At 56.4% G+C, this 15818-nt stretch carries 19 protein-coding genes; 14 read left to right on the forward strand and 5 right to left on the reverse strand.

Features of this window, described 5'->3' with window-relative positions; translation table 11 throughout:
- The first annotated feature begins 49 nt into the window (after positions 1–49).
- From FEE96_RS01645 to FEE96_RS01655, 3 genes are all read left to right on the forward strand, one after another.
- Positions 50–685 carry a MarC family protein gene (locus FEE96_RS01645; RefSeq protein WP_138161249.1) on the forward strand — a complete coding sequence of 212 codons (636 nt, stop codon included), beginning with the start codon at positions 50–52 and terminating at the stop codon, positions 683–685.
- Positions 686–817: 132 nt separating this feature from the next.
- Positions 818–1633 (forward strand): RNA polymerase sigma factor, encoded by an 816-nt coding sequence (locus FEE96_RS01650; RefSeq protein WP_138161250.1) that lies wholly within the window; start codon positions 818–820, stop codon positions 1631–1633.
- A 37-nt stretch (positions 1634–1670) separates the two neighbouring features.
- Complete coding sequence (locus FEE96_RS01655; protein WP_138161251.1) at positions 1671–2147, forward strand: YybH family protein; 477 nt, start codon at positions 1671–1673, stop codon at positions 2145–2147.
- A gap of 45 nt (positions 2148–2192) precedes the next feature.
- Here FEE96_RS01655 and FEE96_RS01660 read toward each other — a convergent pair whose 3' ends face one another.
- From FEE96_RS01660 to FEE96_RS01670, 3 genes are all read right to left on the reverse strand, one after another.
- Positions 2193–2507 (reverse strand): DUF1244 domain-containing protein, encoded by a 315-nt coding sequence (locus tag FEE96_RS01660; RefSeq protein WP_138161252.1) that lies wholly within the window; start codon positions 2505–2507, stop codon positions 2193–2195.
- Positions 2508–2589: 82 nt separating this feature from the next.
- Positions 2590–2829 (reverse strand): DUF6868 family protein, encoded by a 240-nt coding sequence (locus FEE96_RS01665; protein WP_138161253.1) that lies wholly within the window; start codon positions 2827–2829, stop codon positions 2590–2592.
- A gap of 121 nt (positions 2830–2950) precedes the next feature.
- Complete coding sequence (locus tag FEE96_RS01670; protein WP_138161254.1) at positions 2951–3688, reverse strand: N-formylglutamate amidohydrolase; 738 nt, start codon at positions 3686–3688, stop codon at positions 2951–2953.
- A gap of 115 nt (positions 3689–3803) precedes the next feature.
- Between FEE96_RS01670 and pyk the strand changes: the two genes are divergently transcribed.
- The 6 genes from pyk to FEE96_RS01700 all read left to right on the forward strand — a co-directional run bounded on the left by pyk (position 3804) and on the right by FEE96_RS01700 (position 8025).
- Positions 3804–5249 (forward strand): pyruvate kinase, encoded by a 1446-nt coding sequence (gene pyk, locus FEE96_RS01675; RefSeq protein ID WP_138161255.1) that lies wholly within the window; start codon positions 3804–3806, stop codon positions 5247–5249.
- 30 nt (positions 5250–5279) lie between these two features.
- Positions 5280–5501, forward strand: coding sequence for a hypothetical protein (locus FEE96_RS01680; protein ID WP_138161256.1), 222 nt, complete (start codon positions 5280–5282; stop codon positions 5499–5501).
- Positions 5502–5616: 115 nt separating this feature from the next.
- On the forward strand, positions 5617–5817 hold the full coding sequence (gene rpmI, locus FEE96_RS01685; protein WP_138161257.1) for a 50S ribosomal protein L35: 201 nt from the start codon (positions 5617–5619) through the stop codon (positions 5815–5817).
- Between the two features lie 14 nt (positions 5818–5831).
- Positions 5832–6197, forward strand: coding sequence for a 50S ribosomal protein L20 (gene rplT, locus FEE96_RS01690; protein ID WP_127750233.1), 366 nt, complete (start codon positions 5832–5834; stop codon positions 6195–6197).
- Between the two features lie 106 nt (positions 6198–6303).
- Positions 6304–7245 carry a LysR family transcriptional regulator gene (locus tag FEE96_RS01695; protein ID WP_138161258.1) on the forward strand — a complete coding sequence of 314 codons (942 nt, stop codon included), beginning with the start codon at positions 6304–6306 and terminating at the stop codon, positions 7243–7245.
- Positions 7246–7320: 75 nt separating this feature from the next.
- Positions 7321–8025 carry an NAD(P)H-dependent oxidoreductase gene (locus tag FEE96_RS01700; RefSeq protein WP_138161259.1) on the forward strand — a complete coding sequence of 235 codons (705 nt, stop codon included), beginning with the start codon at positions 7321–7323 and terminating at the stop codon, positions 8023–8025.
- Between the two features lie 102 nt (positions 8026–8127).
- Here FEE96_RS01700 and FEE96_RS01705 read toward each other — a convergent pair whose 3' ends face one another.
- Positions 8128–9042: an adenylate/guanylate cyclase domain-containing protein gene (locus FEE96_RS01705; RefSeq protein WP_138161260.1), complete on the reverse strand. Its 915-nt coding sequence runs from the start codon at positions 9040–9042 to the stop codon at positions 8128–8130.
- A 161-nt stretch (positions 9043–9203) separates the two neighbouring features.
- Between FEE96_RS01705 and pheS the strand changes: the two genes are divergently transcribed.
- From pheS to pheT, 3 genes are all read left to right on the forward strand, one after another.
- Positions 9204–10277, forward strand: coding sequence for a phenylalanine--tRNA ligase subunit alpha (gene pheS / locus FEE96_RS01710; RefSeq protein WP_138161261.1), 1074 nt, complete (start codon positions 9204–9206; stop codon positions 10275–10277).
- A complete protein-coding gene (locus tag FEE96_RS01715; RefSeq protein WP_138161262.1) occupies positions 10274–10732 on the forward strand; it encodes a hypothetical protein in 459 nt (152 codons plus the stop codon). The genes pheS and FEE96_RS01715 overlap by 4 nt, the downstream gene beginning before the upstream one ends.
- Before the next feature lie 295 nt (positions 10733–11027).
- Positions 11028–13424, forward strand: a complete 2397-nt coding sequence (pheT, locus tag FEE96_RS01720; RefSeq protein WP_138161263.1) for a phenylalanine--tRNA ligase subunit beta — start codon at positions 11028–11030, stop codon at positions 13422–13424.
- An 86-nt stretch (positions 13425–13510) separates the two neighbouring features.
- Here pheT and FEE96_RS01725 read toward each other — a convergent pair whose 3' ends face one another.
- Positions 13511–14401, reverse strand: a complete 891-nt coding sequence (locus FEE96_RS01725) for a LysR family transcriptional regulator (RefSeq protein ID WP_138161264.1) — start codon at positions 14399–14401, stop codon at positions 13511–13513.
- Positions 14402–14484: 83 nt separating this feature from the next.
- Between FEE96_RS01725 and FEE96_RS01730 the strand changes: the two genes are divergently transcribed.
- Both FEE96_RS01730 and FEE96_RS01735 read left to right on the forward strand, forming a co-directional pair.
- Positions 14485–15117, forward strand: coding sequence for a class I SAM-dependent methyltransferase (locus tag FEE96_RS01730; RefSeq protein ID WP_138161265.1), 633 nt, complete (start codon positions 14485–14487; stop codon positions 15115–15117).
- Positions 15118–15164: 47 nt separating this feature from the next.
- A complete protein-coding gene (locus tag FEE96_RS01735) occupies positions 15165–15815 on the forward strand; it encodes a phosphoribosyltransferase (RefSeq protein WP_138161266.1) in 651 nt (216 codons plus the stop codon).
- Positions 15816–15818: the final 3 nt, after the last annotated feature.

The raw sequence follows: 15818 nt of genomic DNA on the forward strand, positions 1-15818 counted from the left end.
TGTGCAATTGGTCGTGCATCGGGCTGACGCATGTGGTTCATGTGCGGCCATGGATTTATTCGAACGTTTTATCACCCTGTGGGTTGTCATCGACCCGATTGGCACCATCCCCGTCTTTATTGCGGTAACGGCTGGCATGGCCGCATCAGATCGGCGCAAAACGGCGTTGCTGGCCACGGTTGTCAGTATTGGCGTGCTGTTGTTCTTCCTGATGCTCGGTCAGATCTTGATTGACGCTTTGGGGATTAGCATGCTGTCGTTCCAGGTGGCGGGTGGTATCGTGCTGTTCCTGTTTGCCCTGACAATGATCTTTGGCGACTCAAAACCCGAAAGCGACAAACGGTCTGTTGAAGGCGAAGAGAAAGAGCAGGACAGTGCTCCATCCCCGGCCATCTTCCCGCTGGCAGTGCCGTCACTGGCCTCTCCCGGTGCGATGCTGGCCATTGTCATGCTAACGGACAACGCTCAATTCAGGGTCAGTGATCAGGCAATAACGGGCGTGGTTATGGCGGGTGTCATGGCTATCGCCTGCCTGTTCATGATGCTGGCTGACCCCATCATTCGGGTGATCGGCAACTCGGGCGCTGCGATTGTTAGCCGGGTCATGGGTATGATCTTGGCCTCTGTTGCCGCAGATACGGTGCTGTCTGCGTTTATCGAAATTATCCGCACGGGTTCACTTTGACCTTTTGACAGGTCTGATGAAGCACTTATTTGGTGCCGAACAACTGAGCATCTGAAAAAAGATTCAAAAATTCTGTCACACATCCGGGCTGCTGATTGTCTAACCTATCAGACAACAGCAAAGGACAGCCGGATGGGTCAGAGTATCAACAGTATCGTCGCCAAGGCACAGCAAGGCGAGGCTGCCGCGCTGGAGCAGTTGGTTCTGCACATTCAGGACAGGGTGCACCGTTTGGCGCTTAGAATGGTGGGGGATCCAAGTCTGGCGCAGGATGCGACGCAGGAGATCCTGATCCGGGTGGTGACAAAACTGTCGACGTTCAAGGGCGACAGCAAGTTTGAAACATGGGTCTACCGGGTCGCCACCAATTACCTATTGACCGCTAAGAAAGTGATGGCGCGCGATCCCGGTCTGACGTTTGAGTTCTTTGCTCAGGACCTGTTGGACGGGTTGGCAGATGACTCTGCCGCTGCCCCTGAGGATCATGTGATGCTGAACGAGTTGCGGGTGCGCTGCACCATGGCGATGCTGCTGTGTCTGGATGCAAACCACCGTGCGGCCTATGTGCTGGGTGAAATCCTTGAAATGGATCACCGAGAGGCGGCGATTGCCTTGGATGTCCCCTCTGCGACTTATCGCCAACGACTATCGCGGGCGCGGTCCAAGGTTCTGACCTTCACCGCCAAAAGCTGCGGTTTGGCCAATTCCGATGCACCTTGTTCTTGTCCGCGCCGCTTGCCAGCAGCGCTGGCATCGGGGCGGATTGGCGACAGCCCCTCCGCGCTGTTGCAGGATGCACCGAGCTATCGGGATGTCCGTCAAGTCGCGGCACAGACCGAGGCCGCTTTGGTGGCACAGAAGTTGCAGCAAGCTACCGGTCCCTTGGTTGCAACGGACAATCTGGCGGCCAAGGTGCTGCAGATCGTGAACCCTCCGGACCCTAACTAACCCCTTAAATCTAAACCCAAACCAAAGGAATACACTTATGAAACATGCATTTGCATGGCTGATGGCGCTTGTCTTGTCGGCCCCAATCACACTGGCAGCAGAAGGAAAGCCAATGACCACTGAACAGCAAGAAGTACTGAAAACCATCACTTCGATGACCACGTCCTTTATGGCCAAGGATATTGACGGGGTGATGGCAACCTACGAGGACACAGCAACGGTGATGTTCGAACCCGGACAACCGGTGTCTGACCCGGATACATTGCGGGCCATGTTCACCGGGATGTCAGCAGTGGACCCAGTTTTCGAATTTGGCGAACATGAGGTGTTTATCGCGGGGGATACTGCCCTGCACATCACGCCATGGCAGATGTCAGGTCGTGCGCCGGACGGAACAGAGATTGGCCAGTCTGGCCTGTCAGTTGCAGTGTTGCGCCGTCAACCAGGTGGGACCTGGCTCATGGTGATTGATAACCCTCATGGCGCGCAACTGTTGGCATCACAAGGTAGCTGAGGTCAATGGAGAGCGGAGTTCGGCCTCCGCTCTCCAGTAATTCGCTTAGCCTTTATCGGTCACGTTCTCTTTGAACGCGACTTCGAACTCGGCCTGCTTTTGCGGGCTGGCGTCGGTCTGATAGTTGGCTTTCCACTCGTCCATGGTCATGCCGTAGAAAATCTCACGCGCTTCGGTTTTGTCCATCTCGATGCCACGCTCGTTTGCGGCCTCTTGGTACCAGCGCGACAGGCAGTTGCGGCAGAAACCGGCCAGGTTCATCATGTCGATGTTCTGCGCGTCGGTGCGGTCTTCCATCAGGTGTTTCTGCAGGCGGCGGAATGCAGCGGCCTGGAGTTCAATCTCGGTCTGCGGATCCATCGATGCGCTCCTTCAAAACAAATACGTCCGCCTGCGTGACTAGCAAACGGACGTCGGTCGTTCAATGCGGGTTGGTTGCGGGCTACATCAGCTTCAGCGCGACATAGGGCGCCAGACAGAACACAAGTGTCAGGATCTTATAATTGGCGATGTACTTGAAATAGGCCTTTTTCACATCCGCGGTTTCCATGTTGAACATGCCCGCATGCAGGGTGGCCAGCCTCTCGTGACCAGCCAGTAAAATCAGCGCTGTTATGGCCAAGAAGCCAATGTTCAGAACAGTCATCCAACCAAAGAAAGTGGTCAATGTTACAAGGGTCATGGGTCTCTCCTATATGAGTGTTCGCCAGTATTTCCTACACACTGAATATGGGCATTTCATGCCTGCGCCACAATGATGTGCGGCCTGAAATACATGCAAGTTGACGTTGGGTTAGGTTGGGTCAGAAGCCCGCACTGCTGAGGGCTCGGGGCAGGGCCACCGCCAGTTTCTCGGCCCAGGCAATCTGACCTGTTTGCTCTGCGATCAAGTCGTTGCGCAGCTCGATCAAGGTGTTGGGACGACCATGAGTCGAGGCATGGGTATCGATGGCATCCCCGGGCAGATACCCCTTGTAGGGTTCATTCACACCAACAGGCGCATCGGTATGGGGTTTGAGATGTTCAACCACATGTGGCGAGAACTGCTCATCCTTGGGGAACAGGATGCCGATTTCCCATGGTCGTTGCGGACGACCACGCAGCTGTGGTGTGAAAGAATGAACCGAGATGATCACAACATCTTCACGGTCCGCCAGTTTTGACAGTTCAGAATGATAGGGGCGGTAACATGCGTTCAGCCTGCGTTCACGTTCGGCCGCGTCAGCGTGGCGGTTGGCGGGAATAATGGTGCCGTCATAAAGCTTCATCAGCAGGGTGGGGTCGTCATCACCGCGGTTGGGGTCGATCACCAGCCGCGAAAAATTCGATGCAATCACCGGCGCATCCAGCATCTCGCCAAGGTGTTTGGAAACCTCGTAGGCGCCAACGTCATAGGCAATGTGGCGTTCCATGTCTTCGCGCGGCAGACCCAGGTCACCATCGTTGACAAAGGGTGGTACAACATTGGTGGCGTGGTCACATGTGATCAGCCAACGGGCGGGACGGTCAGCGCCGTGAATAAAGTAGGGTGTGTATGTCATCTGCCTGTCATCTCTTTTGTCGCATCTATAGGGGAGTTGCGGCAAAAGGGGAATTGCGCGATAAGCAGCCCTGCAGTGTTTGCGATAACAATAACAAATCCGAAGGAGCCGCCCTATGAGACGTCAGCGCAATGTAAAGATTGTTGCCACCTTGGGGCCGGCCTCGGAGACCTACGAGACCATTCGAGCATTGCATGAAACAGGCGCGGATGTGTTTCGTCTGAACATGTCGCACGGTAGCCACGAAGAAATTGCTGAGAAGCACGCCATTATTCGCCGCGTGGAACAGGATCTGGACAGCCCGATTTGTATTCTGGCGGATCTGCAGGGGCCGAAACTGCGGGTTGGTGTGTTTGCCAATGGGTCCGAGGAACTGGTGCCGGGTGAAAAATTCCGCATGGATTTGGACGAGGCAGAGGGCGATGTCTCTCGCGTTTGCCTGCCGCACCCGGTGATTTTCCAAGCGCTTGAAGCTGGTGCGCATCTGCTGGTCAACGACGGCAAGATTAAACTGGTTGTCGACAGTTGCGGCGAAGATTTTGCAGAGTGCACTGTCGAAATCGGTGGCACTATTTCGAACCGCAAGGGCGTAAACGTCCCGGACGTAGAGCTGCCGTTGGCAGCCCTGTCAGACAAGGACCGCAAGGATCTGGAGTTTGTCTGCAACCTAGGTGTGGACTGGCTGGCGCTGTCCTTTGTGCAGCGTGCCAAAGATGTGTTTGAGGCACGCGGGCTGGCAGATGGCCGGGCCGCAGTACTGAGTAAGATTGAAAAGCCACTGGCCGTTGATAACTTTGGTGAGATTCTGGATGCCTCAGACGGCATCATGGTGGCGCGTGGTGATCTGGGGGTTGAACTCCCAGTGTCAGCAGTGCCGCCGATCCAGAAACGGCTTGTACGCAGCTGTCGCGCTGCAGCCAAGCCGGTGATCGTGGCAACTCAGATGCTGGAAAGCATGATTGAAAGCCCAATGCCAACCCGTGCGGAAGTGTCGGATGTGGCCACGGCCATTTATGAAGGCGCTGATGCAGTGATGCTGAGTGCCGAATCCGCAGCTGGCAGCTATCCGATCGAAGCGGTTCAGACGATGGATAACGTTGCCACCGAAGTTGAGGCCGATCCAACCTACACTCAGATCATCGCGGCGTCGCGTTCTGCCAAGGGCAGCTCAATTGCGGATGGCATTGTAGCTGCCGCTCGCGAGATTGCTGAAAAGACTGACATCAAGGCGATCTGTTGTTTCACCCAGAGCGGCACAACCGCATTGTTGACCGCGCGTGAACGTCCGGGAGTGCCGATCATCGCACTGACGTCCATGGAGGGTACGGCACGGCGTCTGGCGCTAAGCTGGGGCTGTAATTGCGTGATGACTCCGGGTCAGGAACGGTTCAAAGGCGCGGTGGTGAGCGCGGCGCGTGCGGCACGGGCAGGGGGCTTTGCCGCCGAGACGGACCAGATCGTGGTGACTGCGGGTGTGCCGTTCAACGTGCCCGGGACCACCAACATTCTGCGGGTTGCGCCCTGTGATGAACGTTTGATTTACAGCACTGATCCGGAATAGGCTGATCCTCATTTGATGAGGTGATGTCACATGGATACCGATTTGGCCCTGATTTTGGGTTTGGTGATCGGCGGGCTTTCCATCCCGTCGATCATGTCTGCCATTAGCGACAGAAGATCTCCACGAGCTTCGGCCCTTACAATTTTGATTGCCTGTGGGTTGCTGTATTACGCCACCGCCACCAAACCGGGCGGCTATCAGATTGATCAGATCCCGAACGTGTTTTTCTCAGTTCTGGGGCGTTATTTCTAAGAATCATCTTGCTCTTGCCGCAAGGCTTTCGTAAAGGGCAGTTCTTATCGCGCGACCGGCCGAATGTGGCATGCCGTGTTGCGTGGAGACCGAACCCGAACCATAGGAGACGGAAATGCCCAAAATGAAGACCAAATCGAGCGCTAAGAAGCGCTTTAAGGTGACAGCGACCGGTAAGGTCATGGGAAGCCAGGCTGGTAAACAGCACGGTATGATCAAGCGCACCAAGAAATTCATCCGTAACGCACGCGGCACTACTGCCCTCTCAGCTCCTGATGCGAAGATCATCAAGAGCTTCATGCCCTACGACCGTTAAGAGGAGCACGTAATATGTCCCGCGTAAAAGGTGGTGTTAAAACCCACGCCCGTCATCGGAAAATCGTCAAGGCAGCCAAAGGTTACTACGGCCGCCGCAAAAGTGTCTTTAAGGTAGCTACACAGGCTGTCGATAAGGCCAACCAGTACGCAACTCGCGACCGGAAGAATCGTAAGCGGAATTTCCGCGCTCTGTGGATCCAGCGGATCAACGCCGCAGTTCGCAGCCACGACGAAGCACTGACATACAGCCGCTTCATCAATGGCCTGAACTTGGCTGGCATTGAAGTTGACCGTAAGGTTCTGGCTGATCTGGCCGTACACGAGCCCGAAGCCTTTGGTGCCATCGTGCGCCAGGCACAGTCTGCTCTGGCTGCTTAAGCGCTAGCTGCACACTGACAGATTTAAGGCCGCTCCATCCGGGGCGGCCTTTTTCGTTTGCAGGGTTCAGGCTAAGTTCACACGATGGAAGTGACCGGGGGCAGATGTGTCGTTTGATCTGAAAAGTCTGGAACTGTTTGTCCGCGTTGCAGCACTGGGTGCAATTGGCCGCGCTGGGATGGAGTTCAATCTGTCTTCGACCAATGCGACCCACCGGATCAAGGCGCTGGAGACAGACCTGCAGGTGAAGCTGCTGAACCGTACGACACGGGCGGTGTCACTGACCCCGGATGGTGAAATCTTTCTGGATTATGCCAAGCGGATTCTGAACGATGTCGAGGATGCCCGCACGGTATTGTCGCAAACGACAGCCACAGTGTCAGGCGTGGTGCGGGTGACGGCTTCTGCCTCGTTGGGACGCACCCATATTGTTCCCTTCGTGCCTGAGTTTTCGCGCCTGTACCCGGATGTGAAACTGGATCTGAATCTGACGGATAATCTGGTTGATATTGTTGAGCAGGGCTATGATCTGGCGTTTCGGATGGGTGAATTGGCACCATCGTCCCTGTTGGCGCAAAAACTGGATGACAATCCGGTGTTGCTGGTGGCCTCGCCCGACTATCTGGCACGAAAAGGATATCCCGAACATCCTGATGACTTGCGCAATCATGACTGTCTGACACTGGGTGAACGGCACGGCTGGCATCTGCGGGGTCCGGACGGTGCCGAACATCGGATCCGCAGTGACTTTACCGCACGGAGCAATCTTGGAGATGCCTTGGTGGAGTGGGCTGTGGGCGGAATGGGGATTGCCCATGCCGCACTGTGGCATGCCGGGCCTGCCATCGAGGCGGGGCATCTGGTGCCGATCCTGCCGGGATACAGTGTGTTCTTCGATATGAAGATGTGGGCGGTGCGCCCGCCGGGGCGGTTGATGCCGCTGCGGGTCAAGGTGTTTCTGGATTTCATGCAGGCTCGGTTCATCGCGACAAACCAGAAACAATACGGCGCTATCCTTCCTGAATTGTCCCAATATTTGGGAAAATGATTTCCAGAATGGATCGATAGTGGCCTGCTTGGGGATGGATTAGGTCTGGTGACAGATCAAATCGGAGACCACCCAATGAAAGATATCGTCACCAGCACCGACGTTCAAAACCAGATTATCGAGGCTTTTGAATTCCGTCACGCGGCCAAAGTCTTTGACCCCGAGCGCAAGATTAATGAGAGCGAGTTTGGCACCATACTGGATGCCGCGCGGCTGTCACCGTCGTCGTTTGGGCTGGAGCCCTGGCAGCTGCTGGTTGTTCAGGATCCCGACAAGCGTGAGTTGCTGTGCCCGTTTACTTGGGGCGCTAGTGGTGAGATGAACGGAACCGAGGGCCAGCTGCGCACCGCCAGCCATTTTGGCATCTTCCTGTCCCACACCGGCGCAACAATGTCACATGAGTCGGACTATCCAAGGCAGCACGCTGCTGAGGTCAAAAAATTCCCTGCTGAATTCCTGGACGGGTTCCATGCGGCCTATTCCAAGTTCCGCACCGATGACTTCAAGATCGAGAGCGAGCGTGAAACCACAGACTGGGCTGCGCGTCAGGCCTATATTGCGCTGGGTAACGTGATGACGGTTGCAGCAATGATGGGCATTGATACCTGTCCGATCGAAGGGTTCGACGCAGACCAGACAAGTGCAGTATTGCAAGAGCATTTCGGCATTGATCCCAGGCTATACAGGCCTGCTGTGATGGTTGCCTTTGGCTATCGGGCTGGGCCGCCAATGTTCCCAAAAACACGTCGGGACATGGATGAAATTGTCAGCTGGTTCTAGTTAGAAACGACTGTGTGCTGCGTTTCCTGAACTGCGGCGCACGGTCTGACCTTGCCCAAATGTCACATGTCACAGTCTGAACTGAATGCCTCAGCAGGTGGTTTACTCTGGCTGCGACAAAATTTTGCGCCCCAGTCCCACTATGACCAAAGCCCCGATTGGCCAGAGCGCCCAAGGGTATCCACCCCAGCTAAATATATTTATCAGAGCGAGAGCCGCGACCAGCACCACAGTCTGGGGGGGAATGATGGCGCTGATCTGAGGGGGGATGATTTGCGGAGCGCACCTCAGGCCAGTGATGGTTGCTACGCCTAGGATTGGCCAGTGTGCCCAGATTGAACCTCCCGTAACCAGATTGATCAGCACAAGCGCTCCGGCAACAAGCGCAGCAAACAAAACCGACTGCGGCAGAGGGAGGCTCGATGGCGCGGAGGACACATCGCCCTCTTGACGCGCGGGCTCACGGGGGGGCACTGCAGATTTAGTTTTGCTGTGAAAGGAGAAGCCGGGTTTGCTCATGGCAATACGATAGACCGCGACGTCTTCCGCTAGGTTGCGAGGGCGCTTTTCGCCCAGGTATTCAAATCCGATGGTCAGCTTGCTGTGAACCTGATCATAGACCTGTTGCGAAATCAGAACGCCGCCGGGTTCGGCCATGCTTTGTAATCTGGCAGCAAGGTTCACACCCTCACCAATCAGGTCATCCCCGTCGACGATCACATCCCCCAGATGCACGCCAATCCGAAATTTCAGGCTGCCATCACGGGTACCCAATTCGCGCTGCGCTTCGATGGCGCATTGGGTGGCTTCGACGGTTGATGGAAAATCAGCGATAAACCCATCACCAGCTGTGTTTGCGATGCGTCCGCCGTGGTGGGTGATCAGTTTACCAAAAATGTCCTTGGCGGCATTCAGCTCGGCAAAGGTGCCAACTTCGTCTGCTCCCATGGCCTGACTGAACCCGGCAGCATCGGCTGCAAGGATTGTCGTCAGCTTGCGGGTCAGCTTCTCGGACATCTTGTAATTCTCCACTATCAATCACGGCAACATGGGCTGTGACAGGTGATGTTGCAAGGTAGGGGCACATATCGGGCACAGTGTCATAATGACGTATCTGGGATACTTGCTTTCACTGACCGCTATGGTAGCAGGGCCTAAGCGAAATTCAGGGGACCGTCATGGACGATCTTAAGTCAAAATATCTAAGCCAAATTGCCGATGCCGCCGATGAGAACGCGCTGGAGACCATCCGGGTCGCTGCCGTGGGCAAAAAAGGCGAAGTGGCGCTGAAAATGCGTGAGCTGGGCAAGATGACGCCAGAAGAGCGTCAGGTCGCAGGCCCGGCGTTGAACGCGCTGAAGAACGAGATCAACTCGGCTCTGGTTGCCAAAAAGGCTGGTCTGGCGGATGCCGCACTGGACGAGCGACTGCGCACCGAATGGCTGGACGTCACCCTGCCAACCCGCGCCAGCCGCACTGGCACCCTGCACCCGGTCAGTCAGGCTAGCGAAGAGCTGACAGCGATTTTTGCCGAGATGGGGTTCTCGGTTGCCGAAGGGCCGCGCATTGATACCGACTGGTATAACTTTGACGCGCTGAACATCCCGGGCCACCACCCTGCACGGGCCGAGATGGACACGTTTTATATGCACCGCGCCGAGGGCGATGACCGTCCGCCACATGTGCTGCGTACCCATACCTCACCGGTGCAGATCCGCTCGATGGAGAAAATGGGCGCGCCGCTGCGTATCATCTGTCCGGGTGGTGTGTACCGCGCCGACTATGACCAGACTCACACGCCGATGTTCCACCAGGTCGAAGGTCTGGCGCTGGACACCGACATTTCGATGGCCAACCTGAAGTGGACGCTGGAAGAATTTGTGAAGTCGTTCTTTGAGGTCGACAATGTTGAACTGCGCTTCCGCGCCAGCCACTTCCCGTTCACCGAGCCATCGGCCGAGGTTGATATTCGCTGTAGCTGGAAAGACGGCACGCTGAAGATCGGCGAAGGCGACGACTGGATGGAGATCCTTGGCTCCGGCATGGTGCACCCCAAGGTGATCGCCGCTGGTGGTGTTGATCCGGATGTCTATCAGGGCTTTGCCTTTGGCATGGGGATCGACCGCATCGCGATGCTGAAATACGGCATCCCCGACCTGCGCGCCTTCTTCGATAGCGACCTGCGCTGGCTGCGGCACTATGGCTTCCAGTGCCTGGACATGCCTAGTTTGCATGGTGGTTTGTCGCGTTGAAGCTGGACGAGAAAAAGTTTCTCCACGTGATGGAGTTTATTGAGGCTTCGGATGTTTCCGGAGCCTCTTTTGATGACAGCATTGATAATTTAAACGCCACATATCCCACAATGGAGCCCGGTAAGGGCACGACGGAAGAAAAGATTGGGATGTCAATTTCTGAGCGCGACTTCTTACTGAGGCATATGCGCGAGAATAATTTGGTTAAAGGTAGTTTCTTCAAAAACGGTGTTTCGAATTTGCACTTAACCTACCAAGGTCATTCTTGGTTGCAGGAGTACAGAAACAACACTTTGCCGAAAAGGGCTTTACGTTGGGCTGCCCGTCAGACTGATAAGATCTTTTCTTCAATATTTTTGCCCGTGGTTGCGGCTATCGTAACAGTTTTAGTGATGCAATATCTCGAAATTTCGCCAGACAAGCCGGTGGAGATTGAAATGGAAGCAGAACAGTAAATTCACATAATACCCGGTTGGCTTCGGTTGGGCACTTTACGCATAGAGTTACTGGTTCTGTTTCGTCCGGTCGATAGACCGGGCCGCGCCTGACCTTCCCCCCGGGAAGGCGCTTTGCACCTCCCCAAGGTCAGGCACTGCCCTATCCGCTGATGTGCTGAACTTACCGGTGCAAGCTTTTAAGCCGCACTCCCAGCTATCCTTGACCCCAACCGCGACCAAGTCTTGCACCCCGGGCCAATCTTTGCCATTGCCTGCGGGTAACACGTATGGCTTGCCAAGGGATCCTTGACCGATGAAATTCACTCTTTCCTGGCTGAAAGATCACCTCGACACTGACGCATCAGTGGACGAAATCGCCGAGACTCTGACCGATCTGGGGCTGGAAGTCGAAGAGATCAGCAATCCGGCTGAGCGGCTCAAGGATTTTACTCTGGGCTATGTCAAACATGCCGAGAAACACCCCGATGCCGACAAGCTGCGGGTCTGTAAAGTCGACACGGATGAAGGCGAGATGCAGATCATCTGTGGCGCGCCCAACGCGCGCGAGGGTATCACCGTGGTGGTCTGTAAGCCGGGCATGTATATTCCCGGCCTCGACATCACCATTGGCGTTGGCAAAATCCGTGGCGTTGAAAGCTATGGCATGATGGCATCCGAGCGCGAACTGGAGCTGTCGGACGAACATGACGGCATCATCGAGCTGCCCTCGGGCGAGGTGGGTGACAAGTTCATCGACTGGCTGGCCGAAAATGATCCGTCTAAGGTGGATACAGTGATCGAGATCGCGATCACGCCAAACCGCCCGGATGCGCTGGGGGTCTATGGTATTGCCCGCGATCTGGCTGCTCGTGGTTTGGGTACACTGAAGACCAAAGATTTCACTCCGGTTGAAGGCAGCTTTGCCAGCCCGATCAATGTGACCATTGATGAAGATACCTTGGATGGCTGCCCGCTGTTCACCGGTCGTCTGATCAAGGGCGTGCAGAACGGCCCCAGCCCGCAGTGGCTGCAGGATCGGCTGACTGCGATTGGTCTGCGACCGATTTCGAAACTGGTGGATATCACCAACTTCTTTACCTACGATCAGAACCGCCCGCTGCACGTGTTTGATGCGGCCAAGGTGCAGGGCGACCTGCGGGTGCATCGCGCGACAGGTGGCGAGGTCCTGATGGCGCTGGACGATAAGGAATACACCTTTGCCGCCGGGCAGATGGTGATTTCGGATGACAAGGGTGCCGAGAGCGTTGCCGGGATCATGGGAGGTCTGGAAACCGGCTGTACCGAGGACACTGTAGATGTGTTCCTGGAAAGTGCGTTCTGGGATCATGTGCAGATTGCCCTGACCGGACGGGCGCTGAAGATCAATTCGGATGCGCGCTACCGCTTTGAACGTGGTGTGGACCCGGAATTCACCCTCGAAGGGCTGGAACTGGCGACGCAGATGATCTTGGATCTCTGCGGCGGTGAGGCGTCTGAGGTGGTGATTGCCGGGCAAGTGCCGAACCATGCGCGTGCTTACAAGCTGGATGCTGCGCGGGTGCAATCACTGGTTGGGATGGACATCCCTGAGGCCGAACAGCGCCAAACATTGACCCATCTTGGCTTTCGCCTCGAGGGCAACCAGGCGCATGTGCCCAGCTGGCGTCCTGACGTTCAGGGCTCGGCTGATCTGGTGGAAGAAGTGGCGCGGATTGCATCGCTGACCAAACTGGTTGGCAAACCGCTGCCACGCATCACGGATGGCATTCCCAAGCCGGTAATGACACCGCGGCAGCGCCGTCAGCAGATGGCGCGCCGGACCTGTGCTGCACTGGGCTATAACGAGGTGGTCAGCTACACCTTCATCGACCAGCCCTCGGCAGAACTGTTCGGCGGTGGCACCGATGCGACAATGCTGGCCAACCCGATTTCGTCTGAGATGTCACACCTGCGCCCGGCCTTGTTGCCTGGCCTGTTGCAGGCGGCTGCCCGCAATCAGGCGCGTGGCTATATGGATCTGGCCTTGTTCGAGGTTGGTCCAGCGTTTCATGGCGGCGAGCCGGGTGAACAGCACAATCTGATCACAGGCCTGCTGGTCGGTCGCAATGGTCCCAAAGATGTGCACGGCGACTCGCGCGCGGTGGATGTGTTTGATGCCAAGGCGGATATCGAGGCCGTTCTGGCTGCGATTGGGGCACCTGCCAAGGTGCAGGTCCTGCGCGGCGCGCAGAGCTGGTGGCATCCGGGCCGTCACGGCAAGATTTGTCTGGGTCCCAAAAAGGTCATGGGTGTCTTTGGCGAGCTGCATCCCAAGGTGCTGTCCGAGATGGGCATCAAGGGCGCGGCTATGGCGTTTACTATCTGGCCAGACGAAATCCCGATGCCGCGCAAATCTGGTGCGTCTCGTGGCGCGCTGAACCAGAGCGATCTGCAAGCGGTTGAACGTGACTTTGCCTTTGTGGTGGATGACAGCGTCGAGGCGCTGACACTGGTCAATGCAGCTGGTGGAGCCGATAAGGCGCTGATCAGCAATGTGCGTGTGTTCGATGAATTTATCGGCGGCAGCCTGGGTGAGGGTAAGAAATCACTGGCCATCACCGTGCGCTTGCAACCCAAGGACAAGACGCTGAAGGAAAAGGACATCGAGGCCGTCAGCGAGAAGATCGTGGCCAAGGTGACCAAGGCAACCGGCGGTACGCTGCGCGGGTAAATGTCATTGCCCGGTCGATAGATCGGGCAGCACCCGCCCGCCCCCAAGGCGGGTGCTTTCGCTCCCACCTCGGTCGGGCGCTGCCCTTAGTTGTCGGTCAAAAACTCAGCCAGTGTATCAAACACCAGCCTGATACGCCGACTGCTGTGCAACTCGCGGTGAGTGACTAGCCAGACCGGGATCATAAAGGGATTTGCATCTGGTAGCACCCGCACCATGTCGGGAGTGCAGTCCCCCAGACTGTCAACCATGGGCAGGATGCCAAAGCCCTGTTTGGCCAGCTCCCAGGCCACCAGCCCGCTTTCGGATCCATAGGGAAAATTCTGTTCACTGAGGTTGATGCCCATCGGGGCCAGAAGCTCGATCATCCGTGGTGGATCCCCCATGCCAATGAAGTCATGATCAGACATATCAGCAGGTGCCTGAGGATATCCCCGTTGGTCGAGATAGTGACGGCTGGCATAGAAATGCCCGCGAATCTCGCTCAGCTTGCGGGCAATCAGGTCTGGCTGATCTGGTTCGACATGGCGGATCGCGATGTCCGCCTCGCGCCGCATCAGGTCGCGAATGTCATTGGCGGCAACGATCTCTACCTTCAGATCCGGAGCCTCATCTCGCAACAAACGCAGCACGTCTGGCATTCGATGTACCGAGAAGACATCGCTGGCGGTGATCCGCACCAGACCGGCGATGCTTTGTGATTGTCCCGATGCAGTCAGCGCAACCTGTGCGGCGGCGGCTCCCATCGGGCGCAGATGTTCCAGAAGATCCAACCCTGCCTGTGTCAGCTCCAACTGCTTACCGATACGTTCGAACAGAAGCATGTTCAGTTCAGCCTCTAGCGCGGCGACCTGACGGCTAAGCGTGGGTTGGGTTTGGCCAAGCTGGCAGGCGGCCGCCGACAAAGATCCGGCTTCAGCCGTGGTCAGAAAGGCGCGCAGGTGGTTCCAGTTTAGGTCATTGGGTAGAATGGACATACATTAATGTATAAGCAGACTGCGATTTTCGGCAATTCCCGTATGGATGCTTACGGGCTAGTTTCCGCCCAAAGGAGACAGTCATGCAACAGAGTGCTCAGTTCTGGGACAATGCCGCGGCCAAATACGCGAAATCCAAGATCGGTGACCCCGAGGCCTATGAGACGACGTTGGCCAGAACCCGGTCGTATCTGAAGGCGGAAGATCAAGTGCTGGAACTGGGGGCAGGGACCGGCACTACGGCGTTGCATCTGGCGGCATCGGTCGCGCGCTATACGGTGAGTGACGGATCCAAAGCGATGATCGACATTGCGCGTGAAAAGGCATGGGATGCCGGCGCTACAAACCTTGATTTTTCGGTCTGTGATATCACCGGTGCGCCGCAGGGGCCGTTTGATGTGGTTCTGGCCTTTAACCTGTTGCATCTGGTCGAAGATCTGAACGGCGCCTTGAGCAGTATCCAACAGTTGGTAAAGCCCGGCGGGTTGTTCATATCCAAAAGTCTCTGTGAGCCGGAGGAGGGGGCAAGCTGGAAGTTTCGTATCCTGCGCATGGCGATTCCGCTGATGCAAATGTTGGGTAAGGCTCCGTATGTTGCCTTTCGTCGGATGGAGGATTTCGAACAGCAAATCCGTGAAAGCGGTTTTGAGATCCTTGAGACCGGCAACTACCCGGCGAAACCTCCCAGCCGCTTTGTGGTGGCGCGCCGTCTGTAGCGGGTGATTTGACCTCACTTTGCGCTAGATCGCAGGGCGGGGTTTACATGTATGAAAATCGCACATCAGCTGGGGAAGTCTTGGCAGCAGAGCTGAAGGTGCTGGTTCTGGCTGAACCGGTGATTTTGGCACTGCCACGTGGTGGCGTGCCCGTGGCCTTGCCGATTGCAAAGGCCCTGCAGGCGCCATTAGATCTGATATTGGTGCGCAAGATTGGTATGCCGGGAAACCCAGAACTTGCCGCTGGTGCGGTGGTTGAGGGCGCAGAGCCCGTTTTCAACGAAATGTTGCTGCTTCCAGAGGGGCTTCGGGTTCAGGATTTCGATGCTGCGGTGGAGCGTAAAAGGGGCGAGATTGCAGACCGGCGGTCTCTTTACTTGGGGTCGCGGAAACAGGTTGATGTCTGCGGACGCTGCGTTGTGGTGGTGGACGATGGTATTGCGACCGGCGCCACCGTTAAGGCGGCCTTGCTTGGGCTGCAAAAGAAAAATCCAGAGACGATTGTCTTGGCGGTGCCCGTCGCCCCACCAGAGACGGTGGACGAACTGTGCGGTCTGGTGGATACTGTGATTTGCCCGCTTTGCCCCAGACCGTTCTGGTCGGTTGGCGCGCATTACAGAGATTTCCGGCAAGTGGATGGCGAAGACGTCGCAGGGATGCTTGCCGAGGCTGAAGGGCCAGGAACAACAAAGGACTGAACA

It is taken from the genome of Parasedimentitalea maritima (genome assembly GCF_005771405.1).
In the GTDB taxonomy this organism is placed as follows: domain Bacteria; phylum Pseudomonadota; class Alphaproteobacteria; order Rhodobacterales; family Rhodobacteraceae; genus Parasedimentitalea; species Parasedimentitalea maritima.